The 25,083-nt window shown below is 71.7% G+C and carries 24 protein-coding genes; 16 read left to right on the forward strand and 8 right to left on the reverse strand.

Features of this window, described 5'->3' with window-relative positions:
* The first annotated feature begins 216 nt into the window (after nucleotides 1-216).
* From K4B79_RS26765 to K4B79_RS26800, 8 genes are all read left to right on the forward strand, one after another.
* Nucleotides 217-1,074: an amino acid ABC transporter permease gene (locus K4B79_RS26765; protein ID WP_232029485.1), complete on the forward strand. Its 858-nt coding sequence runs from the start codon at nucleotides 217-219 to the stop codon at nucleotides 1,072-1,074.
* Nucleotides 1,071-2,882, forward strand: coding sequence for an FAD/NAD(P)-binding protein (locus K4B79_RS26770; protein WP_232029486.1), 1,812 nt, complete (start codon nucleotides 1,071-1,073; stop codon nucleotides 2,880-2,882). Before K4B79_RS26765 ends, K4B79_RS26770 begins: the two co-directional genes overlap by 4 nt.
* Nucleotides 2,883-2,936: 54 nt before the next feature.
* Entirely contained in the window at nucleotides 2,937-3,698 is a 762-nt protein-coding gene (locus K4B79_RS26775) for an amino acid ABC transporter ATP-binding protein (protein ID WP_269464002.1), read from the forward strand.
* On the forward strand, nucleotides 3,698-4,564 hold the full coding sequence (locus tag K4B79_RS26780) for an LLM class flavin-dependent oxidoreductase (RefSeq protein WP_232029487.1): 867 nt from the start codon (nucleotides 3,698-3,700) through the stop codon (nucleotides 4,562-4,564). Before K4B79_RS26775 ends, K4B79_RS26780 begins: the two co-directional genes overlap by 1 nt.
* Entirely contained in the window at nucleotides 4,561-5,355 is a 795-nt protein-coding gene (locus tag K4B79_RS26785; RefSeq protein WP_232029488.1) for a DUF1684 domain-containing protein, read from the forward strand. Before K4B79_RS26780 ends, K4B79_RS26785 begins: the two co-directional genes overlap by 4 nt.
* Nucleotides 5,356-5,565: 210 nt before the next feature.
* On the forward strand, nucleotides 5,566-6,471 hold the full coding sequence (locus K4B79_RS26790; RefSeq protein WP_232029489.1) for a S1 family peptidase: 906 nt from the start codon (nucleotides 5,566-5,568) through the stop codon (nucleotides 6,469-6,471).
* Between the two features lie 192 nt (nucleotides 6,472-6,663).
* Complete coding sequence (locus tag K4B79_RS26795; RefSeq protein WP_232029882.1) at nucleotides 6,664-7,542, forward strand: slipin family protein; 879 nt, start codon at nucleotides 6,664-6,666, stop codon at nucleotides 7,540-7,542.
* Between the two features lie 232 nt (nucleotides 7,543-7,774).
* Nucleotides 7,775-8,854, forward strand: coding sequence for a S1 family peptidase (locus K4B79_RS26800; protein ID WP_232029490.1), 1,080 nt, complete (start codon nucleotides 7,775-7,777; stop codon nucleotides 8,852-8,854).
* A gap of 517 nt (nucleotides 8,855-9,371) precedes the next feature.
* On the opposite strand, the gene K4B79_RS26805 is transcribed toward K4B79_RS26800, so the two are convergent.
* Entirely contained in the window at nucleotides 9,372-10,412 is a 1,041-nt protein-coding gene (locus tag K4B79_RS26805) for a DUF3533 domain-containing protein (protein ID WP_232029491.1), read from the reverse strand.
* A gap of 142 nt (nucleotides 10,413-10,554) precedes the next feature.
* On the opposite strand from K4B79_RS26805, the gene K4B79_RS26810 reads away from it, so the two are divergent.
* Both K4B79_RS26810 and K4B79_RS26815 read left to right on the forward strand, forming a co-directional pair.
* Nucleotides 10,555-13,995: a DNA polymerase III subunit alpha gene (locus K4B79_RS26810; protein ID WP_232029492.1), complete on the forward strand. Its 3,441-nt coding sequence runs from the start codon at nucleotides 10,555-10,557 to the stop codon at nucleotides 13,993-13,995.
* Nucleotides 13,992-14,996: a DNA polymerase Y family protein gene (locus K4B79_RS26815; protein ID WP_232029493.1), complete on the forward strand. Its 1,005-nt coding sequence runs from the start codon at nucleotides 13,992-13,994 to the stop codon at nucleotides 14,994-14,996. Before K4B79_RS26810 ends, K4B79_RS26815 begins: the two co-directional genes overlap by 4 nt.
* A 32-nt stretch (nucleotides 14,997-15,028) precedes the next feature.
* Here K4B79_RS26815 and K4B79_RS26820 read toward each other — a convergent pair whose 3' ends face one another.
* Nucleotides 15,029-15,403 (reverse strand): cupin domain-containing protein, encoded by a 375-nt coding sequence (locus K4B79_RS26820; RefSeq protein WP_232029494.1) that lies wholly within the window; start codon nucleotides 15,401-15,403, stop codon nucleotides 15,029-15,031.
* A 101-nt stretch (nucleotides 15,404-15,504) separates the two neighbouring features.
* On the opposite strand from K4B79_RS26820, the gene K4B79_RS26825 reads away from it, so the two are divergent.
* Together K4B79_RS26825 and K4B79_RS26830 are read left to right on the forward strand one after the other, a co-directional pair.
* Nucleotides 15,505-15,951 (forward strand): MarR family winged helix-turn-helix transcriptional regulator, encoded by a 447-nt coding sequence (locus K4B79_RS26825; RefSeq protein ID WP_232029495.1) that lies wholly within the window; start codon nucleotides 15,505-15,507, stop codon nucleotides 15,949-15,951.
* A gap of 173 nt (nucleotides 15,952-16,124) precedes the next feature.
* Nucleotides 16,125-16,985 carry an esterase/lipase family protein gene (locus tag K4B79_RS26830; protein ID WP_232029496.1) on the forward strand — a complete coding sequence of 287 codons (861 nt, stop codon included), beginning with the start codon at nucleotides 16,125-16,127 and terminating at the stop codon, nucleotides 16,983-16,985.
* Between the two features lie 69 nt (nucleotides 16,986-17,054).
* On the opposite strand, the gene K4B79_RS26835 is transcribed toward K4B79_RS26830, so the two are convergent.
* Complete coding sequence (locus tag K4B79_RS26835; RefSeq protein ID WP_232029497.1) at nucleotides 17,055-18,053, reverse strand: lytic polysaccharide monooxygenase auxiliary activity family 9 protein; 999 nt, start codon at nucleotides 18,051-18,053, stop codon at nucleotides 17,055-17,057.
* Nucleotides 18,054-18,193: 140 nt separating this feature from the next.
* Between K4B79_RS26835 and K4B79_RS26840 the strand changes: the two genes are divergently transcribed.
* The gene (locus tag K4B79_RS26840; RefSeq protein WP_232029498.1) at nucleotides 18,194-18,643 is read left to right on the forward strand and encodes a GNAT family N-acetyltransferase; all 450 of its coding nucleotides are present in this window, start codon (nucleotides 18,194-18,196) and stop codon (nucleotides 18,641-18,643) included.
* A 12-nt stretch (nucleotides 18,644-18,655) separates the two neighbouring features.
* On the opposite strand, the gene K4B79_RS47925 is transcribed toward K4B79_RS26840, so the two are convergent.
* A complete protein-coding gene (locus K4B79_RS47925) occupies nucleotides 18,656-18,790 on the reverse strand; it encodes a hypothetical protein (RefSeq protein ID WP_269464003.1) in 135 nt (44 codons plus the stop codon).
* Nucleotides 18,791-18,930: 140 nt separating this feature from the next.
* Here K4B79_RS47925 and K4B79_RS26845 point away from each other — a divergent pair, with 140 nt between their 5' ends.
* Nucleotides 18,931-19,551, forward strand: coding sequence for a class I SAM-dependent methyltransferase (locus K4B79_RS26845; RefSeq protein ID WP_232029499.1), 621 nt, complete (start codon nucleotides 18,931-18,933; stop codon nucleotides 19,549-19,551).
* Here the strand turns inward: K4B79_RS26845 and K4B79_RS26850 are convergent.
* Together K4B79_RS26850 and K4B79_RS26855 are read right to left on the reverse strand one after the other, a co-directional pair.
* Entirely contained in the window at nucleotides 19,548-20,072 is a 525-nt protein-coding gene (locus K4B79_RS26850) for a DUF402 domain-containing protein (protein ID WP_232029500.1), read from the reverse strand. The genes K4B79_RS26845 and K4B79_RS26850 overlap by 4 nt on opposite strands.
* Nucleotides 20,053-20,982 carry a GNAT family N-acetyltransferase gene (locus tag K4B79_RS26855; protein ID WP_232029501.1) on the reverse strand — a complete coding sequence of 310 codons (930 nt, stop codon included), beginning with the start codon at nucleotides 20,980-20,982 and terminating at the stop codon, nucleotides 20,053-20,055. The genes K4B79_RS26850 and K4B79_RS26855 overlap by 20 nt, the downstream gene beginning before the upstream one ends.
* 72 nt (nucleotides 20,983-21,054) lie before the next feature.
* On the opposite strand from K4B79_RS26855, the gene K4B79_RS26860 reads away from it, so the two are divergent.
* Nucleotides 21,055-21,426: a GntR family transcriptional regulator gene (locus tag K4B79_RS26860; protein WP_232029502.1), complete on the forward strand. Its 372-nt coding sequence runs from the start codon at nucleotides 21,055-21,057 to the stop codon at nucleotides 21,424-21,426.
* A gap of 138 nt (nucleotides 21,427-21,564) precedes the next feature.
* Here the strand turns inward: K4B79_RS26860 and K4B79_RS26865 are convergent, their stop codons facing one another.
* Nucleotides 21,565-22,317 (reverse strand): DUF72 domain-containing protein, encoded by a 753-nt coding sequence (locus tag K4B79_RS26865; protein WP_232029503.1) that lies wholly within the window; start codon nucleotides 22,315-22,317, stop codon nucleotides 21,565-21,567.
* Nucleotides 22,318-22,348: 31 nt separating this feature from the next.
* Entirely contained in the window at nucleotides 22,349-23,476 is a 1,128-nt protein-coding gene (locus K4B79_RS26870) for a DUF5925 domain-containing protein (protein ID WP_232029504.1), read from the reverse strand.
* Between the two features lie 167 nt (nucleotides 23,477-23,643).
* Between K4B79_RS26870 and K4B79_RS26875 the strand changes: the two genes are divergently transcribed.
* Nucleotides 23,644-25,062: a GH39 family glycosyl hydrolase gene (locus tag K4B79_RS26875; RefSeq protein WP_232029505.1), complete on the forward strand. Its 1,419-nt coding sequence runs from the start codon at nucleotides 23,644-23,646 to the stop codon at nucleotides 25,060-25,062.
* Nucleotides 25,063-25,083: the final 21 nt, after the last annotated feature.

Here is a 25,083-nt window from a genome sequence, read left to right on the forward strand (position 1 = left end):
ACCAGCCACTGCTGTGGATGCATGGGCCAAGTGGAACAGGCATCCGGTGGTGCGTCAACCGAGTTGAGACGTACGGCTCACAGTTCGGACAGCCTTGACAGGCCCGGCGAACACACCCGTAGTCTCGAAGGGCGGCCCTGCTGAGGGGCTCGGCCGCATCCGTGTGAAGGCACCCGTCCGAGTTCTTCTTCTGACTCGATGTCACGGAGCCCCCGCATGTCCTCCGACACCCTCGCCAAAGCCTCCGCCGTACCGGATACACCGGAACACGCGGAGTCCCTGCGGATCGTCCCGCACCGCCGCCCCGGTCAGTGGGCGGCGGCCGTCGCCGTCCTGGCGCTCCTCGCTCTCGCCCTCACCTCCGTGCTGCGCAACGAGGCGTTCCAGTGGGACGTCGTCGCCGACTACTTCACCTCGGGCGCCGTCCTGCGCGGCCTGTGGCTCACCCTGTGGCTGACCGCGGTCGTGATGGTGCTCGGCTTCGCGCTGGGCACCCTCCTCGCGGCGGCCCGGCTCTCCTCCAACCCGGTGCTCAGAAGCGTCAGTTGGGGGTACGTCTGGCTGTTCCGGTCGATCCCGGTCCTGGTGCAGCTGCTGCTCTGGTTCAACATCGGGGCGCTGTACCCGCAGATCCTCGGGGTGCGGACGGTCGACCTGCTCGGGCCGGTCACCGTCGCGATCATCGGCCTGACCCTGCACGAGGCCGCGTACGCCGCCGAGGTCGTGCGCGGCGGGATCCTCTCCGTCGACCGGGGGCAGATCGAGGCCGCGCAGGCGCTGGGTCTGAGCCGGTGGCGGCGCTGGCGGCGGATCGTGCTGCCGCAGGCGATGCGCTCCATCGTGCCGCCCGCCGGGAACATGCTGGTCGGCACCCTGAAGGGCACCTCCATCGTCAGTGTCATCGCCGTGCAGGACCTGCTCTACTCGGTGCAACTGGTGTACCACCGCACCTACCAGGTCATCCCGCTGCTGATGGTGGCCACCGTCTGGTACACCGTCGTGACCTCGGTGCTCAGCGCCGGCCAGTACTACGTGGAGAAGCACTACGCGCGTGGCTTCGGGAGCACCCGATGAGGCCCTCCGTCGTCATCGTCGGGGCCGGCCCCCGGGGGACCGGACTGATCGAGCGGATCGCCGCCAACGCGCCGGAGCTGTACACCGGTTCGGGGCTCGACGTGCATCTGGTGGACCCGCACCGGCCCGGCTCCGGACGGATCTGGCGGCAGGCGCAGTCACCGCTGCTGTGGATGAACTCGCACGCCGAGGACGTCACCATGTTCACCGACGAGACCGTGGAGATGGCGGGGCCGGTGCGCGAAGGTCCCACGTTGCACGAGTGGGCCGGCATCGACGGCACCGCCTTCGCCGACCGGCAGCTCCAGGGCGCATATCTGCGCTGGGTGCACGAGCAGGCGGTGGCCGCGCTTCCGCCCGACGTGCGCGTGCACCATCACCCCCGCCGCGCCCTGCGCGTCAGCGGTCCCCGTGAGGGCCGCCAGCAGGTGTGGCTGGAGGGCCGTCCGCGTCCGCTCCTCGCCGACCTCGTCGTCCTCGCCCTCGGCCACCTGGACGCCGAACTCGACGAGCAGCAGACCCGGTTGGCCGCGTACGCCCGTGAGCACGGTCTCGTCCACCTGCCGCCGGACTTCACCGCCGACAGCGACCTGTCCGCGCTCGCTCCCGGCGAACCCGTCCTGGTCCGCGGCTTCGGGCTGGCCTTCGTGGACCTGATGGTGCTGCTCACCGAGGGGCGCGGCGGGCGGTACGAGGGGGACACCTATGTGCCCTCCGGCCGGGAACCGGTGCTGTACGTCGGATCGCGGCGCGGAGTGCCGTACCACTCGAAGATCGGCTACGACTGGACCGGTGAACGGCCGCCGCTGCCGCGGTACTTCGGGCCCGCCGAGGTCGACGCGCTGCTCGCCCGCGCGGAGGGGTTCGGTGGAGCCGGAGCCGGAGCCGGAGCCGGAGCCGGAGCCGGAGCCGGTGCCGGACTCGGGCGGCGGGACGTGTGGCCGCTGGTGGAGAAGGAGCTGGGGTTCGCGCACTACCACCGGCTGTTCACGGTCCACCCCGAGCGGACGACCCTGTCCTGGAGCGCCTTCGAGGAGAAGTACGCGGCCGTCGGGGATCCGGCCGGGCGGGCCGCCCTGGTCGCGTCCGCCGTGCCCGACCCCGCCGACCGGCTCGACCTCACCGCGCTCGACCGACCGCTGGACGGGGTGCGGTACGGCTCCTTCGAGGCGTTCCAGGAGGGGCTGCGCGGCTACATCGAACGGGATCTGGACCGACGCCATGATCCGTCCCACAGCCCTGACCTGGCGGTCTTCTTCGGGCTGCTGTCCGTCTACGGCCAGCTGGTCCGGCTCGGGGACGTCGGCCCCTGGTGGCACGGCTTCTTCAGCCATCTCGCCTCCGGGCCGCCCGGGCCCCGGCTGCGGCAGATGGCGGCGCTGTCCCGGGCGGGTCTGCTGAAGTTCGTCGGCGCCGACATGACCGTCACCGCCGAGGACGGCGTGTTCCGGGCGACGAGCGCCACCGTGCCGGGGTCGGTGATCGAGGCTCGGGCGCTGGTCGAGGCGCGGCTGCCGGAGCCCGCGGTCGGGCGGGCCCGCGACCCCCTGCTGCGGCGGCTGCACACCGAAGGGGCCGCCGAGACACCCGAGGGGCTGCTCAGGGTGGATCCCGGCGACGGGCGGATCCTCGACCGGTCGGGCCGGCCGCATCCCCGGCGGTTCGCGCTCGGGCCCTACACCGACGGCCGTACACCCGGCGCCTTCACCCGGCCGCGTACCGGCGGGCCCGCCTTCCGGCAGAACGACGCGACGGCACGGGCCGCGCTGGTCCTCATCAGCGCGCTCGCCGGTCGCGCGGCAGCCTGACCCCCCGCGCGGTCTCTACGGCCTTTACGGCCTCTACGGCAAGGAAGTCCATCGATGACTGTCATGGTCGACATCAGGTCCGTCCACAAGAGCTTCGGCTCACTGGAGGTGCTCAAGGGCATCGACCTCGCCGTCCGCACCGGCGAGGTCACCGTGATCCTCGGTCCCTCCGGCTCCGGCAAGTCCACCCTGCTGCGCACCGTCAACCACCTGGAGAAGGTGGACCGGGGCGCGATCAGTGTGGACGGCACGCTGATCGGCTACCGGCGCTCCGGCGACAAGCTGTACGAGCTGCCCGAGCGCGAGGTGCTCCGGCAGCGCACGCGGATCGGCTTCGTCTTCCAGAACTTCCACCTGTTCCCGCACCTCACCGTGCTGGACAACGTCATCGAGGCGCCGGTGTCCGCGCTCGGGCGGCCACGCCGGGAGGCCGTCGAGAGCGCGCGGCGGCTGCTGGCCCGGGTGGGGCTCGCCGACAAGGCCGACTCCCATCCGCGGCAGCTCTCCGGCGGACAGCAGCAACGGGTCGCGATCGCACGGGCGTTGGCGCTGGAGCCCCGCCTGCTGCTGTTCGACGAACCGACCTCCGCGCTCGACCCCGAGCTGGTGGGGGAGGTCCTCGACGTCATCAAGGACCTGGCCCACCAGGGCACCACGATGATCGTCGTCACCCACGAGATCGGCTTCGCCCGCGAGGTCGCCGACACCGTCGTGTTCATGGACGACGGGCGCATCGTCGAACAGGGCCCGCCGGCCGACGTACTGGACCGTCCGCGGCACGAGCGCACCCGGGCGTTTCTCTCGAAGGTGCTGTGATGCTGCATCTGGCCGCCGCCCTCGACCAGCCGTCCGCTCACGACGAGCCGTCCGCCCTCGACCAGCCGTCCGTCCACGACGCCTACACGGCCCTCGCGCGGCTCGCCGAACGCGGCGGCCTCGACTTCGTGACCCTGGACGACACCTTCGCCCGCCCGGGGCCCGACGCGCTGTCGGTGCTGTCGCGGATCGCGCCCGTCACCGGCCGGATCGGCCTGGTCCCCACCGTCACCACCACCCACACCGAGCCCTGCCACGCGCAGGCCGCCGTCGAGACCCTCGACCGGGTCAGCCGCGGCCGGGCCGGCTGGCGGATCGAGGTGTCGGGCACCGAGGGCGAGGCCCGCCTCTCCGACGTGGTCCGGGTGGTCGACGCCACCGACGGGCCCGCCCGGCGGACCGCGGGCCGTTACGCCGACGTGGTGCTCGTGCGGGCCGTGAGCCCCGCGCAGGTCATCGCCGTACGGGACCAACTGCGGCGGTACGCCGTCGAGTTCGGCCGGGACCCGGACGCGCTGCGCGTCCTCGCGAGCCTGGCTGTCGACCTCGGCGACGGGGAGTACGCGGCCGAGCCGGGTCACGGCGGGGGCGGCCCCCGGCCGACCGCGCGGGGCCCGCTGTACCGGGGCGGGCCCGTCGATCTCGCCGAGCTGATCACCGCCTGGTACCGGGACGGCACGGTCGACGGCTTCCATCTCGTCCCCACCGAACCCCGCCGTGACCTGGAACGCCTCGTCAACGGCACGGTGGCGCTGCTGCAACACCGGGGACTGTTCCGCACCTTCTACCCGGGCAGCACCCTCCGGGAGCATCTGGGCCTCACCCGGCCCGCCAACCGGTACGAGACGACCGAGGGGGCCTCATGACCGTAGGGGAAGCGTCCGACGCGTGGGAGCAGTGGAAGCGGTGGCACGAACACCGCGTGGAGGCGGTGTCCGCGCCCTACGGACCGCTCGCGCTCACCGGCACGCACTGGATCGAGGACCACCCGGACGGCCTACTGCCGGGCGTCCCCGGGACCTGGGACACGGACGGTGAGGCGGTCCTGCTCACGGCCGCCGCCGGGGACGGGCTGAGCGTGGACGGTCTGCCCTTCGCCGGGAAGGCGAGGCTGTCGGCCGATCCGGGGCCGGCGAGCGCGTCCCGGGTGGCGTACGGGGAGCGGCGGCTGGTGGTGCTGGTCCGCGAGGGCGTGTGGGGCGTGCGCGACTTCGACCCCGGCGCCGGGGCGCGCCGGGAGTTCCGGGGCATCGAGGCCACACCGTACGACCCGCGCTGGTCGGTGCCGGGGCGCTTCACGCCGTACGACGAGGACCGCACCGTACGCGTGGAGAACGCGGACGGACGGGCGCGCGGCCTCGGTCTCGGCGGGGAGCTGGCGTTCACCCTGGACGGGAAGGAACGCACCCTCCAGGTGGCGGTGCGGGGGGACGGCTCGCTGTGGGCGGTTTTCGGCGACCTCACGAGCGGCGACAGCAGTTACCGCTTCCGCTTCCTGCGGCCCGCCGCGCCCGACGGCGAAGGGCGCACCACGGTCGACCTCAACCGCGCGCTGCTGCCGCCGTGCGCGTTCGCCGACCATTTCGTCTGCCCCTTCCCGCCGCCGGGCAATACGCTGGGCATCGCGGTCGAGGCGGGGGAGCGGAACCTGCTCTGAGGGGACGTCACCTCGCCCGGACCGCAAGAACCGTGCACGGGCCGACGGCCGAAAGGCGCTCTTGCGCCGACCGGTCGTTCGGCCGAATACTCCCCCACAGCGCTTGTCAGGAACACGGCGTGTTCGGAATCCGGGCACCCGGGCCCCTGGCTGCGCCTCACGGGCCCCACCCCACGAGGGCCCCCTACTTCCCCTGTGGAGGAACGAAAAGTGAGGATCAAGCGCACCACTCCCCGTAGCGGCATTTCGAGACGGACCCGGCTGATCGCCGTTTCCACCGGCCTCGTGGCCGCCGCCGCGATCGCAGTCCCCCACGCGAACGCGGCCGACACCCCCAGCACCTTCAGCGCCGCCGAGCTCAAGAGCGTCAACGGCTCCGTGCTGAAGGCGGACGTCCCGGGTACCGCCTGGGCCGTCGACAGCAAGACCAACCGGGTCGTCGTGACCGCCGACAGCACGGTCTCCCAGGCCGAGATCGCGAAGATCAAGGAGCAGGCCGGCGCCAACGCCGACGCGCTCACGATCAAGCGCACGCCCGGCACGTTCCAGAAGTTCATCCAAGGCGGCGACGCCATCTATGCGAGTAGCTGGCGCTGCTCGCTCGGCTTCAACGTCCAGGACAGCAGCGGCAACCAGTACTTCCTGACCGCCGGTCACTGCACAGACGGCGCGGGTACCTGGTACTCCAACTCCGGCCGCACCACGGTCATCGGCTCGACGGCCGGCTCCAGCTTCCCGGGCAACGACTACGGCATCGTGCGCTACTCCGGCTCCGTCAGCCGGCCCGGCACCGCGAACGGCGTGGACATCACCCGCGCGGCCACGCCCAGCGTGGGCACCACCGTCATCCGCGACGGCTCCACCACCGGCACGCACAGCGGCCGGGTCACCGCTCTCAACGTGAGCGTCAACTACGGCGGCGGCGACGTCGTCGGCGGTCTGATCCAGACCACCGTCTGCGCCGAGCCCGGCGACTCCGGCGGTTCGCTCTACGGCAGCAACGGCACCGCCTACGGTCTGACCTCCGGCGGCAGCGGCAACTGCTCCTCCGGCGGTACGACCTTCTTCCAGCCGGTCACCGAGGCCCTGAGCGCCTACGGCGTCAGCGTCTACTGAGACCCGAGCCCAGGGCCGTATCCGCCCCACACGGACGGCCCGATCGGCCGGGCAGGCCCTGACCGCCGATGAACACGAGCCCCCGCACACAACCGTCGTGCGGGGGCTCGCCCTTGTCCGGACCACGGAGTTACCGTCATAAGAGGCCTTGATGCACCTCTGATGCGCCCACTTCGGACCCTGGGGGCCGTGATGGTCGAGGAGCTGGTGGCGGCGGGAGTGACGCTCGTGTCCGCCGGAGCGGTCTATGTGATGGCGGCGGCGCGGGTCGTCAAACAGTACGAACGGGGCGTGGTGTTCCGGCTCGGCAGGCTGCGGGACGACGTGCGCGGGCCGGGCTTCACGATGATCGTTCCGGGCATCGACAAGCTCCGCAAGGTGAACATGCAGATCGTCACGATGCCGGTGCCGGCCCAGGAGGGCATCACCCGGGACAACGTGACCGTGCGCGTGGACGCCGTCGTCTACTTCAAGGTGACCGCGCCGGCCGAGGCGGTCGTACGGGTGGAGGACTACCGGTTCGCTGTCTCGCAGATGGCCCAGACCTCGCTGCGGTCCATCATCGGCAAGAGCGACCTGGACGATCTGCTCTCCGACCGCGAGAAGCTCAACCAGGGCCTGGAGCTGATGATCGACAGCCCGGCCGTGGAGTGGGGCGTCACCATCGACCGCGTCGAGATCAAGGACGTGTCGCTGCCCGAGACGATGAAGCGTTCGATGGCCCGGCAGGCCGAGGCCGACCGGGAGCGGCGGGCCCGGGTCATCAACGCCGACGCCGAGCTCCAGGCGTCGAAGAAGCTCGCCGAGGCCGCCAAGGAGATGTCCGAGCAGCCCGCCGCGCTCCAGCTGCGGTTGCTCCAGACGGTGGTGGCGGTGGCCGCCGAGAAGAACTCGACGCTCGTTCTGCCGTTCCCGGTGGAGCTGCTGCGGTTCCTCGAGAAGGCGCAGCAGGGGTATCCAGCGGCACCACAGGGGCGCGCGGTGGCGCAGCAACCGGTGCAGGAGCAACTGTCTCCCGCCGAACCCCGGCCGGATCCGGACCCCGAAGGGTCGATTTCAAGACAGGACTAGACCGCTCGGGCTGACGGCCTGTTACTCGTGCGTAATGTTTGCAGCGCGAATGGCCTGGTGTGACCGTGGTCTGTCAAAAAGAAGGGGGAGTGCAACCGCGTTCTACGCGCGTCCGGAAGTCGACCTTGTGCGCCCCCTGTGGGTGAGGGAAGAGTGGTCCCTCGTCAACCAGCCTTCCGGTCCGTGAGGTCCCCACAACCGAACGGACCGACCCCCCACAGGAGGACGCGAGTTGAAGCACCGACGCATACCCAGGCGACGGGCGGCCATGGCAGGTGCGGGTGTCGCCGCACTGATCGCCGGGGCAGTCACTTTGCAGACTGCGAACGCGAGTGAGCCGGCCGCGACCCCGGCACTCAAGACTCTGTCGGTACAGGCGGCCGGAAACCTCGCCTCGACGCTCGGCAAGGAACTCGGCGCGGACGCGGCGGGTACGTTCTACGACGCGAAGGCCCGGAGTCTCGTGGTCAACGTGCTCGACGAGAGCGCGGCGAAGACCGTCGAGGCGGCCGGCGCCAAGGCCAGAATCGTCGAGAACTCCCTCGCCGAGCTGAAGAGCACCCGCGGCACGCTCAAGCAGGACGCCAGCATCCCGGGCACCGCCTGGGCGACCGACCCGACGACCAACAAGGTCGTCGTCACCGCCGACCGCACGGTCTCCGACGCCGAGTGGGCCAAGCTCACCAAGGTCGTCGACGGGCTCGGTGCCACGGCCGAACTCCAGCGCACCAAGGGGGAGTTCAAGCCCTTCGTGGCCGGCGGTGACGCGATCACCGGTGGCAGCGGGCGCTGCTCGCTCGGCTTCAACGTGGTCAAGGGCGGCGAGCCGTTCTTCCTGACCGCGGGCCACTGCACCGAGTCGATCTCCACCTGGTCGGCCGGCGGCACGGAGATCGGCACCAACGAGGTCTCCAGCTTCCCGGACAACGACTACGGGCTGGTCAAGTACACCGCGGACGTGGCCCACCCGAGCGAGGTGAACCTCTACAACGGGTCCACCCAGAAGATCACGGGCGCGGCGGCGGCCACCGTCGGTATGAAGGTGACCCGCAGTGGGTCCACGACCCAGGTGCACAGCGGGACGGTCACCGGCCTCGACGCCACCGTGAACTACGGCAACGGCGACATCGTCAACGGCCTGATCCAGACCGACGTCTGCGCCGAGCCCGGTGACAGTGGCGGGTCGCTCTTCTCGGGCAGCAGCGCGATCGGACTCACGTCCGGTGGTAGCGGTGACTGCACCTCCGGTGGGGAGACCTTCTTCCAGCCGGTGACCGAGGCGCTGTCGGCGACCGGTACGCAGATCGGCTGACGCGAGTACGGCTTTTGGGTTCTGCGAGATCCCGCCCCGCGCGCGAGGGGCGGGATTTTCGTTTTTTGCCCACCCGCCCACCCGTGCGGGTCTCGTGGTCGGGTGCGGGTGGCCCTGGTGGGGGGTTGGGGGGTCGTTGTGTGTCTGCGGGGCGGTGGGGGCTGGTGTTCTGCGCAGTTCCCCGCGCCCCTGGATGCCTGCGGCGCGCTGTGCGGCTTCGGTGGGGGCGGATGTAGCGCCTACGGTTGTGTGGTGGGTCGGGGACGGGGCGGGGGGTGTCCGTCCTCGGTCCGGCGGTGCTGTGGCTTTTGGCTGTGCTGCGTGTCGGACGCCGGCCGCTGCGGGCGGACACCCCCCGCCCCGTCCCCTCACCGCCGTCGGCGGCTATTCGCCCACGGTCCGGATCTGCTTGGCGCCTTGGGCGGCTGTCCGTCCAAGGGCCGGACGGTGCCTCATGTCCTACGGCGGCTGCGGGCCGGCAGGAGGGCGGCGCCGGTGACCAGGAGGATGGCGGAGGTTACGGGGTTCGGGGCGGTGGGGGCTCGTCCCGCTCCCCGTGGCGCGTGCGTAGTGTCGCCGCCAGCAGGGTGAGGGTGACGCCCGCGATCGCCCAGGCGGACAGGACCAGTAGGGAGCCGGTGATGTCGTTGCCCTTGAAGTAGGCGATGGAGCGGGCGGACCAGGTGCCGGCGCCGGGGGGCAGGGCGGGGCCGATGTCCTTCCAGAAGGTGGGGAGGAGGGGTGGGGGGAGGGCGCCGCCGGCGCTGGGGTTGCCGAGGATGACGACGAGCAGGATGACCAGGCCGATGCCGGCGAGTCCGAAGACGCCCTGGAAGGCGAGGGTGGCCGCGCCGACGGAGAAGACGATGAGGGCGCCCAGGCCCCAGTGGGCCAGGAGGCTGCCGGGGAGGGCGCCGAGGATCGGGCCGACGATCAGCGCGCCGCCGAGCCCGCCGACGACCGCGACGAGGGCCATGGCGATCAGGCGGATCACCGCGCGGCGGGGAGTGGAGCGGCCGGCGCCCGAGCTGATCGTCATGATCGAGGCGCAGAGATAGCCGCCGACGCACCAGCCCACGGTCACGTAGAAGGAGGAGAGGCCGTTGGCGTCGTGGGGGTCGGCCGGGACCACGTCGACGGTCCGTACCGTGCGCCCCTCGGACTTCTCCAGGGTGGTGGTGAGTGTCTCCAGCGTGGTGGCCAGCACCTTCCCGCCGCCGGTGGCGACCAGGAGCGTGTCGGTCGTGCCGGTCGGATCGATGACCAGGGCACCGTCGATCTCCCGGTCCATGATCTGCTTCCGCGCCGTGGCCGGGTCGGCCACCGCCCGCGGGTCCAGCGGCTCCCCGGGCAGCTTCTCCAGCCGGGCCACCGCCTGCTGGGCGGCGGCCTGGGGCGCGACCACCCCGAAGGGCACGTCCTTCGGCTTCGGATCGTGCAGCGCCCCCACATAGGAGGCGATGAAGAGCAGATGGAGGGCGATCACGCCGATGACCAGCAACGTGGCCCGCGGGGTGACGGCATCCTTCACCTCGTCGCGGAAGGAGGTCGGTGCCATGCCCTCACGGTCCGGGGCGGTGGACGTTTCCGCAGGTGGGAGGCGGCCGAATGGATGTCGTACAGAGGTTCGAAAATTGGTCTATGGTGGGGGTGGGGACGTTGGGAACTGATGTTCGATAATGGCGACGGCGGGAGGTGCGATGCCTGGCTTCACCCATCTGCACGCCGTCTCCGGGTTCTCCCTGCGCTACGGCGCCTCCCACCCGGAACGCCTCGCCGAGCGCGCCTCCGAGCGGGGCATGGACGCCCTCGCCCTCACCGACCGCGACACCCTCGCGGGTACCGTCCGCTTCGCCAAGGCCTGCGCGAAGGCGGGCGTCCGCCCGCTGTTCGGCGTGGACCTCGCGGTGGAGGTGCCCGGGGCGCCACGACAGGAGCGCCGCCGCACCCCCGTACGCGGCGGTGCCTTCATCGATGAGTCGACACCCCGGGTCACCTTCCTCGCCCGGGACGGGGCCCGCGGCTGGGCCGACCTGTGCCGGCTGGTCACCGCCGCCCACACCGCCGACGGCACCCCGCTGCTGCCCCGGTCCGACAACCACGCCGACGGTCTGACCGTCCTGCTCGGCCCCGCCTCCGACGTGGGCCGCGCCCTCGCCGCCGGCCGCCCCGACCGCGCCGCGAAACTCCTCGCCCCCTGGCGCGAGGTCTACGGCGACGCCCTGCGCCTGGAGGCCGTCTGGCACGGCCGTGAGGGCACCGGCCCCGGCTCGCTGCGCCTGGCCGCCCGTACCGTCGGCTTCGCCGCCGAGCAGCGGATCCGGCCCGTGCTCAGCAACGCCGTCCGGTACGCCGACCCCGGCCTCGGCCCGGTCGCCGACGTCCTGGACGCCGCCCGCCGCCTGGTCCCGATCGACGGGAGCGGGGAACTGGACTCCGGCGAGGCCTGGCTCAAGGACGCCGGCGCCATGCTGGGGGCCGCCGAGCGGATCGTCGAGGCCGCGGGCTACCGGCGCGAGGCCGCCCTCCGGCTGCTGGAGCAGACCCGGGCCACGGCCGCCGAGTGCCTGGTCGACCCCGAGGACGACCTCGGCATCGGCACCGTCCACTTCCCCGAACCGCACCTCGTCGGCGCCGGCCGTCGCACCGCTCAGCGGGTGCTGGCCTCACGGGCGGCGGCGGGGATGGTGCGCAAGGGGTACGCGGACAGGCGTACGTACTGGGAGCGGATGCACCGGGAGCTGGACATCATCGCCCACCACGGCTTCGCCTCCTACTTCCTGACGGTGGCTCACGTGGTGGACGACGTACGGGACATGGGCATCCGGGTCGCCGCCCGCGGCTCCGGCGCCGGCTCGCTGGTGAACCATCTGCTCGGCATCGCGCACGCCGACCCGGTCGAGCACGGGCTGCTGATGGAGCGGTTCCTGTCCAAGGAGCGGGTCGTGCTGCCCGACATCGACATCGACGTGGAGTCGGCACGCCGGCTGGAGGTCTACCGCGCGATCATCGGCCGGTTCGGCACCGAGCGGGTCGCCACGGTCGCGATGCCGGAGACCTACCGGGTGCGCCACGCGGTCCGTGACGTCGGCGCGGCCCTGTCCATGGACCCGGCCGACATCGACCGTATCGCCAAGTCCTTCCCGCACATCCGGGCCCGCGACGCCCGCGCGGCGCTGGCGGAACTGCCCGAACTCAGGCAGCTGGCGGGGGAGTTCCAGCGGGAGGGGAAGCGGTACGGCAGGTTCTGGGAGCTGGTCGAATCCCTCGACGCCCTGCCGCGCGGAGTCGCCATGCACCCCTGCGGAGTGCTCCTGTCGGACGCGTCCCTGCTGAGTCGTACGCCGGTCATGCCGACCAGTGGCGAGGGGTTCCCCATGGCGCAGTTCGACAAGGACGACGTCGAGGAGCTCGGGCTGCTCAAGCTCGACGTCCTGGGCGTGCGGATGCAGTCGGCGATGGCACACGCGGTCGCGGAGGTGGAGCGGGCGACGGGGGAGCGGATCGACCTGGACGCGCTGCAGGACGGCGATCCGGCGACGTACGAACTCATCCGGTCCACCGAGACCCTGGGCTGCTTCCAGATCGAGTCGCCGGGGCAGCGGGACCTGGTCGGGCGGCTCCAGCCGGCCACCTTCCACGACCTGGTCGTCGACATCTCGCTCTTCAGGCCGGGACCGGTCGCCGCCGACATGGTGCGGCCGTTCATCGAGGCGCGGCACGGGCGGGCGCCCGTCAGGTATCCGCACCGGGATCTGGAGCGGCCGTTGCGGGAGACGTACGGGGTCGTCGTCTTCCACGAGCAGATCATCGACATCGTCGCCGTCATGACCGGCTGCGGGCGGGGCGAGGCGGACCGGGTGCGGCGCGGGTTGTCCGACCCGGAGTCGCAGGGGCGGATCAAGGTCTGGTTCGCGCAGCGCGCGGCGGCGAACGGCTATCGCGCAGAAACGATTCAGCGGACCTGGGAGATCGTCGAGGCCTTCGGGTCGTACGGCTTCTGCAAGGCCCACGCGGTCGCCTTCGCCGTACCGACGTACCAGTCGGCGTGGCTCAAGGCACATCACCCGGCGGCCTTCTACGCGGGGCTGCTCACGCACGACCCGGGGATGTATCCGAAGCGGCTGCTGCTGGCGGACGCGCGGCGGCGCGGGGTGCCGATCCTGCCGTTGGACGTGAACGAGTCGGGAGTCGCCCACCGTATCGAACTGGTGTCTGATTCAGCTGAATCGGAAGGACCAAAGGAGTGGGGGCTTCGGCTGGCGCTCTCCGACGTGCACGGGATCAGCGAGGCCGAGGCGGCGCGGATCGCGGACGGGCAGCCGTACGCCTCGCTGGTCGACTTCTGGGAGCGGGCCCGGCCGAGCAGGCCGCTCGCCCAACGGCTGGCGCAGGTGGGGGCGTTGGACGCCTTTGGGGCCAACCGGCGTGATCTGCAACTGCACTTGACCGAGCTGCATCGCGGTGCCAGGGGCGCCGGGGGTGGCCAACTGCCGCTGAGCGGTGGGCGGAGGACCGCGCCCGCCGGGCTGCCCGACCTGTCCTCCGCCGAGCGGCTCAGCGCCGAGCTGGGCGTGCTGTCCATGGACGCCTCGCGCAACCTGATGGACGACCACCGGGCGTTCCTCGACGAACTGGGCGTGGTGTCGGCGCGGCGGCTGCGGGAGGCGCGGCACGGGGAGACGGTGCTGGTGGCGGGGGCCAAGGCGGCCACCCAGACCCCGCCGATCCGGTCCGGTAAACGGGTCATCTTCACCACCCTGGACGACGGCACCGGCCTGGTCGACCTCGCCTTCTTCGACGACTCGCACGACGCCTGCGCCCACACCGTCTTCCACTCCTGGCTGCTGCTGGTGCGCGGGGTGGTGCAGCGGCGCGGCCCGCGCAGCCTCAGCGTGGTCGGTGCCGCGGCCTGGAACCTCGCCGAACTGGTCGAACTGCGCGTCGAGGGCGGCCTGGACGAGGTGTCCGCACGGCTGGCGAGGCCTTCGCCGGAAGGGACCGGTGATTCCACCGGGGGCCGGCGAATCCAAATGCCGACGGGATACGAACTGCATCCGTGGGCCGATCTGCGGCCGGCGGGCCAAGAGCCTTCACAGGTACGGAAGTTGTGGCACCAGAGTCCGGGGAGTGCGGGATGACCATTCTGTGCGTACGTTTCCAGCTGCCGCCGACGGGCGAGACGGCCCTGCCGGGGCTGCTCGGGTTGCTGGGGGAGTTCACACCGGTTGTCGAGGCCTTGCCGCCGGACGGGGCGCTGGCCGATCTCCGGGGCGCCGAGCGCTACTTCGGGCGCGACGCGGTGGAGCTGGCGTCGGTGATCCGGGTCCGCGCCCTCGCGCTGTACGGGGTCGACTGTGTGATCGGCGCCGGGCCGGGCACGATGCTGGCCCGGATGGCGCTGCGGGACGCCGCTCCGGGGGCGACCTGCGCGGTGTCCGAGGAGGCCGCGGGGGAGTTCCTCGCCGGCAAGCCCGTCGCCGCGCTCCCCGGCGTCGGCGCCGCCACCGCCCGCACCCTGTGCGAGTACGGCCTCGACACCCTCGGCCGGGTCGCCGCCGCGCCCCTGTCCACGCTCCAGCGCCTGGTCGGCGCGAAGACCGGGCGGGAGGTGCACGAGAAGGCCGCCGGTGTGGACCGCGGCCGGGTGGTCCCCAACGGCGTCTCCCGTTCCCTGGCCACCGAACGCCCCTTCACCCGCGACGAGTTGGACCCGGCCCGGCACCGCAGGGCGCTCCTCTCCGCCGCCGAGGAGCTGGGCGCCCGGCTGCGCGCCCTCGACAAGGTCTGCCGCACCCTGACCCTCACCGTCCGCTATGCCGACCTCCCCCACTCTCGAACAGGCTCGAGCGGGGGGACCCCCACCTCCACGACCCGCACCCGCACCCTGGAGGAGCCGACCGCCCACTCCGCGGCCCTGACGCGGGTGGCCTACGGCATGTACGAGGCGCTCAGCCTCCAGCGCGCCCGGGTCCGCTCCCTCGCCCTGCGCGCCGAGGGGCTCGACCCCGCCGAGCACTCCTCCCACCAGCTCACCTTCGACCCCGCCGACGACAAGCTCCGCCGTATCGAGGAGGTCGCCGACCGTGCCCGGGAGAAGTTCGGCCCCCGAGCGGTGATGCCGGGGGCCCTGGCGGCGTGACTCCCTTCTTCCGAACTCCCTTCTTCCGAAGTTCAGTTGGCCCACGGCGGAGTGATCCTGGTGCCGTCGGCGAGTACCGCCTCCAGGCCGATGGAGGTGGTGACCCAGGTGAGCGCGGTGTGGTCGGTCGGGTTCTCGACGGCGAAGGCGGTGCCGGGATTGACGATCACGGTGTCGCCCGCTCTGATCCGCTCGGTGTGGCCGTCGAGGGTGACGATCAGTTCACCGACGAGCAGGAGGAGGATCTCCTCCCGGTTCACGGTGTGCACCGGGGCCTTGGTCCCCGCGGGGATCTCGCCGCGCCAGGCGCACAGCTCCTTGCTTCCGGTGAGGGGAGTGGCGTACGAGACGAAGCGGGCGCCGTGGATCTCGTGGGTGCGGGCGTCGGACGCGTGGATGACTGGCATGTGAGGACCCCTTCGATTTCGATAAATGGTCAAGTTGCTTGACTATGTGGCTCTATAGTCAAGCAGCTTGACCAACCCGTCAAGGGTGTTTCAATGCCCTCGTGCACACCTCCGAGGCCATGGCCCTGTCCGCAGCCCTGCTCTCCGTTGCCGGCGAGCTCACACACCGCATCAACGAGGGCGTGGTCGCCCGTGGCTTCGAGGGGGTCAGGCCCGCCCACGGCTTCGCCTTCGCGCGGCTCGCCCCGGACGGCGCCACCGTCACCGATCTCGCGGCCCACCTCGGGGTCACCAAGCAGGCCGCCAGCCAGCTCGTCGAGGAGATCGTGCGCAAGGGCTACGCCGAGCGGCGGCCGCACCCCGAGGACGCGCGGGCGCGACTGGTCGTGCTGACCGAGCGGGGATGGGCCTGTACGCGTGCGGCGGAGGAGGCGGCCGCGGAGGCGGTCGGCGCGTGGGTCGAGTTGCTCGGTGAGGGTGAAGTGCGGGTGTTGCGCCAGCAATTGGGACGCATTGCCCCCTATGGTCCCCTCAGGCCCGCCTGGTGATCCCCTATCAGATGCCGCAGTTGTCGGCAGTTACCACTGGAAGTTTTTACTGACACGTAACTTCACATGTGAACTACTCGTCCGTAACTTGACGAGTGAAACAGCATCCTCGTGATCCGGATCACAGGGCGTAGAGCCGTCGCACCTCCCTTGAGCCGCAAGGAGATCACACGATGCTGCCCTGGAAACGAGCGCTCAGACCGCTGGCCGCGCTGCTGCTGACCGCGACCGTCGCCGTCGTCCCCGCCACCACCGCTCAGGCCGCGCAGGCGCCCAGCAGTGGCTGGAACGACTACTCCTGCAAGCCGTCCGCCGCCCATCCCCGCCCCGTCGTCCTCGTGCACGGCACCTTCGCGAACTCCGTCGACAACTGGCTGGGCCTCGCCCCCTACCTGAAGAACCGCGACTACTGCGTCTTCTCCCTCGACTACGGGCAGCTCCCCGGCGTGCCCTTCTTCCACGGCCTCGGACCCATCGACAAGTCGGCGGAGCAGCTCAAGGCCTACGTCGACAAGGTGCTCTCCGCGACCGGCGCGGCCGAAGCCGATCTGGTCGGCCACTCGCAGGGCGGCATGATGCCCCGCTACTACCTGAAGTTCCTCGGCGGAGCCGCCAAGGTGAACGCCCTCGTGGGCATCGCGCCCAGCAACCACGGCACCACCCTGAACGGCCTCACCCACCTGCTGGCGTACTTCCCGGGCGCCGCCGACCTGCTCTCCACGAACACCCCCGCCCTCGCCGACCAGGTCGCCGGCTCCGCCTTCCTCACCAAGCTCAACGAGGGCGGCGACACCGTGCCCGGCGTCACGTACACGGTCCTCGCCACCCAGTACGACGAGGTGGTCACGCCGTACCGCAGCCAGTTCCTCGGCGGACCCGGCGTACGCAACGTCCTGATCCAGGACCTGTGTCCGCTCGACCTCTCCGAGCACGCGGCGATCGGGCTTCTCGACCGGATCGCCTTCCACGAGGTGACCAACGCGCTCGATCCGGTCCACGCCAGGCCCACCACCTGCGCGTCGGCGGCCGGCTGAGCCGCCGACGCGCCGCCGGGGCCTGTCCGGCCTGAGCCGCCGGTCAGGCCCCGGAGCGTCGGGGCGGCCTCAGCGACCGTGCCGGCCGCCGCTCGCCGCACGGCGGCGGACCGAGGCGAACAGCGCCGCCGAGCCCAGCGCCAGGGCGGCCGCCCCGCCCATGGCGAGGTACGCGGTGCCGCCGCTCCCGCCCGTCTCGGCGAGGTTCTCGGCGGCACCGGCCGCCTTCGGCGCGTGGGCCGCGGGGGCCGGTGACTTCACGGCGGCCCCCGCCACCGGTTCCGCCACCGGCTTTGCCGTCGGTTCCGCCGACGTACCGGCGTCCTGGTCGCCGTGCCCGCCGTGCTCGATCGTCGACTTGTCGGTACCGTTCTCTATCTGCTCCTTGGAAGGCGCGGAGGCACTGGGAGCCGGAGCCGAACCATCTCCGGCGCTGCCGAACGTGACGTCCGAGCAGGAGTAGAACGCCTCCGGGCTGTCCGAGCGCTGCCACACCGCGTACAGCAGCTGCCTGCCGGAGCGCTCGGGGAAGGTGCCGGAGAACGTGTAGAAGCCGCCCGAGGCGACCGGGTCGGTGGCCGTCGCCACCGGGTGCGCCAGGTCCAGGTCGTCCCAGGCCAGCGGCTGCGTCGGGTCGTAGCCGGCCTTGGTGACGTAGACCTTGAAGGTGCCCTTGTGCGGGGCCGTCACGCGGTACTTGAAGGTGTACGACCCCTGGCGCACGGCGGTCGCGGGCCAGTCGGCGCGGGCGAGGTCGAGGCCCTTGAACGCGTCGTTGTTCGCGCTGCACAGCTTCCCGTCCGGGATCAGCTCCTGATGCCGGCCGTTCGCGTCGCCGATGCGGACGCCGTTCCAGTCGTAGAGCGCCTGGGTGCCGCCGGCCGCGACCGCCGCCCGGCACGCGTTGGATCTCGGACTCTCCGGGCCCTCCGCGTAGCACTGCGCGACCCGGCTGACCGGATCGCCCATCGAGCCGTGGGCGGCGGCGGGCGCGCCGGCCAGGACGGTCAGGGCGAGCGGGGCCAGGCCGACGGCGGCGACGGTGGCGGCCTTGCGGCGTGCGGGCATGGGGGATCTCCTCGGAACCGGTGCTGATGGGTGCCGGGTCCAAGAAACCGTGAAAACCCCTGCTTGTGGCGGTCGCCGGCGATCTTTATGGCCCGCTTAAGGGAGTGCTGAGCCTGAGATCAGGTAGGTAGCGTGCGGACATGACGAACGAGGAGATCCGGCTTGCCGGCGCGGCAGATGTCCCGGCCGTGAAGGCCGTGACCGACGCGGCTTACCAGCACTACGTCGAGCGCATCGGACAGGTGCCGCAGCCCATGGAGCGGGACCACGCGGCGACCGTGGCGGAGGGGCGCGTGTTCGTCACCGGGGATCCCGTGGTCGGGCTGGTGGTGGTCGAGGTGCGCGCGGACCATCTCTACGTCGACAACATCGCCGTCCGTCCCGACGCCCAGGGCACCGGCGTGGGACGGCGGCTGCTGCACTTCGTGGACGCACACACCCGTGCGCTCGGCCTGCCCGAGATCAGGCTCTACACGAACGCGATGATGTGGGAGAACCAGAAGATCTACCCGAAGTACGGGTACGAGGTCGTGGAGCGGCGTGTCGACGGGCCGTACGACCGGGTTCACTATCGCAAGCGGCTGGAGTGAGGGCGGTGGGCGTCAGCCGTCCGGCCACCACGTGCGCGCGATGTCCTTTCGTACCTCCGGACGTCCCGCGGGGCGCTCGTCGGCCTCCTTGAGGACCTTGCGGGAGTCCGTCTTCTTCAGGGGCTTCTGCACGGTCACACGGCGCATGGCTGCCTCCTTGAGGATCTATCGAGTTCCGCGTTCTCACGGAGATAGACCCGTTGAGGGAGAGTTCCTCATCGGTTGCCGGTCTGTCAGTGGCCGCTGTCACGATTCGACTGTCAGTGGCGGGTGTCACTCTTGGGCGCATGACGAACGAAAGTGACGCCACGACCGCGCCGCGTGTCGACTGGGACGCCGAGGCCGCCTCCTTCGACGACGAGCCGGACCACGGGCTGCGCGACCCACGGGTGCGCCACGCCTGGGCCGAGCGGCTGGGCGACTGGCTGCCGGGGCCCGCGGCCGACGTCCTCGACCTCGGCTGCGGCACCGGCAGCCTGTCGCTCCTCGCCGCCGAACAGGGACACCGGGTCACCGGCGTGGACGCTTCCCCGGCCATGGTGAACCTCGCGCGTGCGAAGCTCGCCGGGCGTGACGCGGTGTTCCTCGTCGGTGACGCGGCGGAGCCCCCGGTGGGCGAGGAGCGCTTCGACGTCGTCCTCGTACGCCATGTGCTGTGGGCGCTGCCCGATCCCGGCCGCGCGCTGCGGCACTGGTGGCGGTTGCTGCGTCCCGGGGGACGGCTGGTGCTCGTCGAGGGGGTGTGGGGCACGGTCACCCCGGTCGGCATACCCGCCGACCGGCTGGCGGCGCTCCTGGCACCCCTCACCGAGCACGTGCGGGTGGTCCCGCTGTCGCGGGACGCGCTGCTGTGGGGCAAGGAAGTGACCGACGAGCGGTACGCGGTCGTGGCGTCCGCCGAGGGCTAGCCGAACAGCTCGGCGACTCCGCCCCCGCGGGCCCGGCTCTCCAACTCGTCGAGGGCGGCCACTGCCGCGGCCGCCGCCTCGGGGTCCCGCTCCGCCAGACCGCTCTCGGCGAACTCGTCCTCGTCCAGGCGCAGGACCTCCGTGCCGTCGCCCGAGACCCACAGGTCCAGGTCGAGGTCCTCCACGACCAGGTCCGTGCCGGAGAGCGTGGCCGGCCGGGTGACGTCGCAGTACCAGCCCTTCAGCGCGCCCGTGGCGTCGCGGACCTCCTTCACCGCGTACCAGCGGTCCCGCCAGTAGTACTCGGTGAAGACGTCGCCCGGCTCGAAGCGGACGAAGCCGAAGTCGCGGACGCCCTCGCCGGCCCAGGGGGCGCGGACGGCGACCCGTGTGCCGTCGTCGGCGAGCAGCTCGGCCGCGTAACGGATCTTCGTACGGCCCGCCTTGACGAGGACGACGTCCACCTGACGTGCCTGATCGGCCGAGTCCTGCCGTGCCTGTTCAGCCCAGTTCGCGGACATAACGCATCTCCGTCGCGCAGATCTCGTAGCCGAACCACTTGTTGATCGCGATCATCGGGCCGTTGCCGGTGTCGTTGCCCGTGAACGCCTCGGTGAGTCCGGCGGCGCGGGCGCGGTGCAGGGAGTCGTTCTTGGCGAGCTTGGCCAGGCCCCGGCCGCGGAAGGCGCGGGCGGTGCCGGTCATGACGGTGCCGTAGCGGGTGCCGCCGTCCGTACGGGCCGCGCTGAAGGCGGCGGGGCGGCCGTCGACCAGCGCGATCGTGGTCAGTTCGGCGCTGAAGAGAGGGTGGTTCCAGGTCTCCTGCAGCCAGGCCTCGTAGTCGGTGAACTCGTAGGCGATGTCGCTCGGCTCGTCCGACATCGTCTCCGAGTCCAGCTCGAAGAAGGGGCGCGGGTCGTCCGCGAAGTCGGCGCCGGTGCGCAGTTCGACGCCCGGGGGCGGGTCCTGGAGCGCGGGCAGCTCGCCGCCGGCCAGGTCCAGGCGGAGGAAGTGGGCGGAACGGCTGCCGCGGTAGCCGTGCCGTTCGGCGAAGGCGCGGTTGCCGGGACTGTCCAGCACCCAGGCGTAGAGCTTGGTCGCGCCCTTGGCGGCGAGGTACTCCTCGGCCGCCCGCACCAGGCCCGAGCCGGCGCCGCGGCCCGTGCGCTCCGGGTGCACGTACACGTTGAGGTAGCCCTGCCCGGGGTCCGGGCTGTCGTGGACGAGTCCCACCTGGGCGGTGCCGATCACCTCGCCGTCCTCCTCCGCCACCAGGGGGCGGTAGTGGGAGTCGGGGTGGGCGTGGGAGGCGTCGTAGGCCAGGGAGTCGGCGGTGACGAGATAGAAGGGCAGCGCGAGGTGGCGGACGCGGGCGAAACCCTCGACGTCGGCTCGTACCTCGGGGCGGAGATCGCGCACAGTCATGGTCATATGGGCGCACGTTATGCGGGAGATGCCTCCCGGTGCCTCTCATTTTCGCGCGGGTGCGGGACAATCGCCTGCGTGACCTTGAAGATCCACATCGACGAGAGCGCCCCGCCGTACGAGCAGGTGCGGGCGCAGATCTCCGAGCAGGCGCGGTCGGGAGTGCTGCCGGTGGGATACCGGCTGCCCACGGTGCGGGGGCTGGCCGAGTCGCTGGGGCTCGCCGCGAACACCGTCGCCAAGGCGTACCGGGCGCTGGAGGCGGACGGGGTGATCGAGACGCGGGGGCGCAACGGCACGTACGTGGCGGCCGCCGGCTCGGCCGCGGAGCGGGAATTGGCATCGGCCGCCCAGGCGTACGTGGAGCGGGCTCGCCGGTTGGGCGTGGGCGAGGACGTGGCGCTCGGCGCCGTGCGGGACGCGGTGCGGGCTGCCTACGGGGCGGGCTGAGCGAAGTTCGGCACCGCCGGAACCCACCGCCGCGGCTGAGCGCCGTCGCGGCGGAAGAAGAAGGTGCCGGAAGGAGAAGGGCGCCGACAGGGAAAGGGCGCCGGAGACAGGGGTGCTGGAAGCGGCGGGGCCGAAGTCTCACGGTGTGCGCGTCGGGCTCAGGCCCGCCCTGTCCGCCGCCCTCGCGAACACCGCCGCGTCCTGCACCGCCGCCGCGTTCGGGTCGTTGTTGAAGTACGCGTACACGGTCTCGTCGTCGGACCAGGTGTCGGCGAGCCGCTTCGCCCAGGTGCGCAGGGACTGCCGGCCGTAGTGCGGCCAGGCCCTGGCGCGGCCGACGTGGAAGCGGACGTAACCCCAGTCGGTGGTGCGCCACAGAGGTGTCGCGGGGCGGGAGTGGGCGTCGGCCCAGCACAGGGCGGCGCCGCGGGACTGAAGGACCTCGCGGACCTCGGGTGTCCACCAGCTGTCGTGGCGGGGCTCGACCGTGACCCTGGTGCCGGACGGGAAGCGGGCCAGGCAGGCGTCCAGGAGACCGGGGTCGGCGCGCAGGGTGGGAGGCAGCTGGAGCAGGACCGGGCCCAGGCGGTCCCCGAGGCCCTCCGCGTGGGTCATCAGGCGGTGCACCGGTTCCTCGGGGTCGCGCAGCCGCTTGATGTGGGTCAGGAAGCGGCTGGCCTTGACCGCGACGACGAAGTCCGGCGGAACCCGCTCCCGCCACGCCTCGAAGGTCTCCCGGGACGGCAGACGGTAGAACGCGTTGTTGATCTCGACCGTCCGGAAGCGCGTCGCGTACTCCTCCAGCCACAACCGGGTGGGGCACCCCTCCGGGTAGAAGGCGCCGCGCCAGTCCTTGTACTGCCACCCCGACGTACCGACGAACAGGGTCATACCTCCATCAAAGCATCACAGGTACAGCGCATCACAGGTACAGCCCCGCGTCCGCCCCCGTCCGCGGCTCCGGCAGTGCCGTCGGAGAGGTGCCCCGGCGCAGTGCGTACAGCTCGGCCAGGGTGGCGCCCTCGCGGCCGACGCCCTCCTCCGTGCCCAGCCAGGTCACCGCCTCCCCGCGGGTCAGGGGACCCACCTCGATACGGGCCAGGCAGCGGCCGGGGCGGACGACGGCGGGGTGCAGGCGCTCCAGGTCCTCGTTGGTCGTCACGCCGACCAGGACGTTGCGGCCCTGGCCCAGCAGGCCGTCGGTCAGGTTCAGCAGCCGCGACAGGGCCTGCCCCGCCGTGTGCTTGGCCTCGCCGCGGATCAGTTCGTCACAGTCCTCCAGGAGCAGCAGCCGCCAGCGGTCCTGGCCGGCGCCGTCCTCCTCGCCGATCGCGATGTCCATGAGGTAGCCGACGTCGTTGAACAGCCGCTCCGGGTCCAGGACGCAGTCCACCTGGCACCACTCCCGCCAGGAGCGGGCGAGCGTCCTGAGCGCCGAGGTCTTGCCGGTGCCGGGCGGGCCGTGCAGCAGGAGCAGCCGGCCGGCGATGTCCTCCGGTGTCGTCCTCATCAGGCGGTCCATCGCGTCCGCGACGGGTGCCGTGTAGTTCCCCCGCACCTCGTCCCAGGTACCGGCGGAGATCTGCCGGGTGGTGCGGTGCGGGCCGCGCCTGGGGGAGACGTACCAGAAGCCCATGGTCACGTTCTCCGGCTGCGGTTCGGGCTCGTCCGCGGCGCCCTCGGTGGCCTGGTCGAGGATCTTCCGGGCCAGCTCGGCGCTGGTCGCGGTGACGGTGACGTCGGCGCCCCGGTTCCAGCGGGAGACCAGCAGGGTCCAGCCCTCGCCCTCGGCCAGGGTCGCGCTGCGGTCGCCGTCCCGGGCCACGCGCAGCACCCGGGAGTCCGGCGGCAGCAGGGTCGCGCCGGAGCGAACCCGGTCGACGTTGGCCGCGTGCGAGTACGGCTGCTCGCCCGTCGCGAAGCGGCCGAGGAACAGCGCGTCGACGACGTCGGACGGTGAGTCGCTGTCATCGACGTTGAGCCGGATCGGCAGAGCCTCGTGAGGGTGGGCAGACCGGATCGGCGGAGCCTCGTGAGGGTTGGCAGACATGACCGCCATGATCCGTCACGAGGGCCCCGCCCGCACCCGGTTTCCGCGGCGCGCGGCCCGTGTCGACCAGGATCCCCACCACCCGGTGTATCCCCTCCGTCCTGTTACAGAGCTGTGCGCCGACGACCTCTGCCCCGCGGGGGGCCTCCCGGATACCGTTGTCCTCGATGGGACGTCATGGGTGGAATTCGGGGGCACGGCGGTGGCGGCTCACCGCGTTGCTCGGTGTGGGCCTGGCCGCTCTGGCCCTGGTGGTGACCCTGCTCAACACGCTGCCCGGGGGCGGCGGTACGGCGGGCACCTCGCCCGACGGCGACAAGGTGCACGGCACGCCCGCGACGCCCGGGAAGTCGACGGCACCGGACGTGGGCTGGGGTTTCACACACACCCAGTTCAGCGCCGACGAGGGCAGCGCGGCCGCCGTACGACGTGTCGAGGGACGGCTGTCGGACGCCGGGGGGCTGGCACAGAACCAGCACATCATGGGCTGGGGGGCCGACAACCCCGAGCCGGTGAAGGGCCGTTACGACTTCGAGGCGCTGGACCGCCGCGTCGACTTCATGCGTGCCTCCGGTTCCACCCCGGTCATCACCCTGTGCTGCTCCCCGGACTGGATGAAGGGCGGCAGGCCGGGCGTCGACAGCACCGACTGGAGCCAGGCCGCCCTGGAGACCGCGCCGACGCCCGGGCACTACCAGGACTTCGCCGACCTGGCCGCCACCGTCGCCAAGCGCTACCCGGACGTACGCCACTTCATCGTCTGGAACGAGTTCAAGGGCTTCTGGAACGACGCCGAGGCCCGCTGGGACTACGAGGGGTACACCAAGCTCTACAACCTGGTGTATCGGGCGTTGAAGAAGGTCGACCCCGACATCATGGTCGGCGGGCCCTACCTCGTGATGGACAGCGTCGACCCCCGCTCCCCGGACGCCTCCGCCACTTTCAGGGGCGCGTGGGGCGCCATGGACCAGCGCGTCCTGGACGCCTTCTCCTACTGGAACAGGAACAAGGCCGGCGCCGACTTCGTGGTCGTGGACGGTTCCAGCTACACCAAGGACGACGAACTGCTGCCGGACGAGTTCGCGGCCACCGACAAGTTCACGGCGGTGAGCCGGTGGGTGCGGCAGCGGACCGGCGAACTGCCGCTGTGGTGGGCCGAGTACTACGTCGAGCCCGCCGACGGCGACGACGACCGCGACGGCTGGTCCGAGGCCCGCCGTACCGCCGTCCAGGCCACCGGCATGATCGCCATGGTCAGGGGCGGCGCCACCTCCGGCTTCTACTGGAACCCGGAGAAGGAGAAGGGCGGCTCCTGCGCGGGCTGCCTGTGGACCACGACCGACAAGGCCACCGGCGGCGCCGAACTGCCCATGTACGACCTGGTCTCCCGCTTCGCCGAGGCCTTCCCGCCCGGCACCGCCCACCGGACGGTGTCCGTGGCGAAGGACGATGTGCCAGGCGTCCGGGTCCTGGCCAGCGACAGGACGGTCCTGGTCGTGAACACTCTGGACCGGCGGATCAGCGCCCAGGTCGACGGCAGGCGCTTCGACATGCAGGCCTACGAGGTCAGGTGGCTCACCCGCTGAGCCACCTGTTTCCCACGTTCC

Origin of the sequence: Streptomyces lincolnensis, assembly GCF_021173675.1 — a bacterium.
GTDB lineage: Bacteria > Actinomycetota > Actinomycetes > Streptomycetales > Streptomycetaceae > Streptomyces > Streptomyces lincolnensis_B.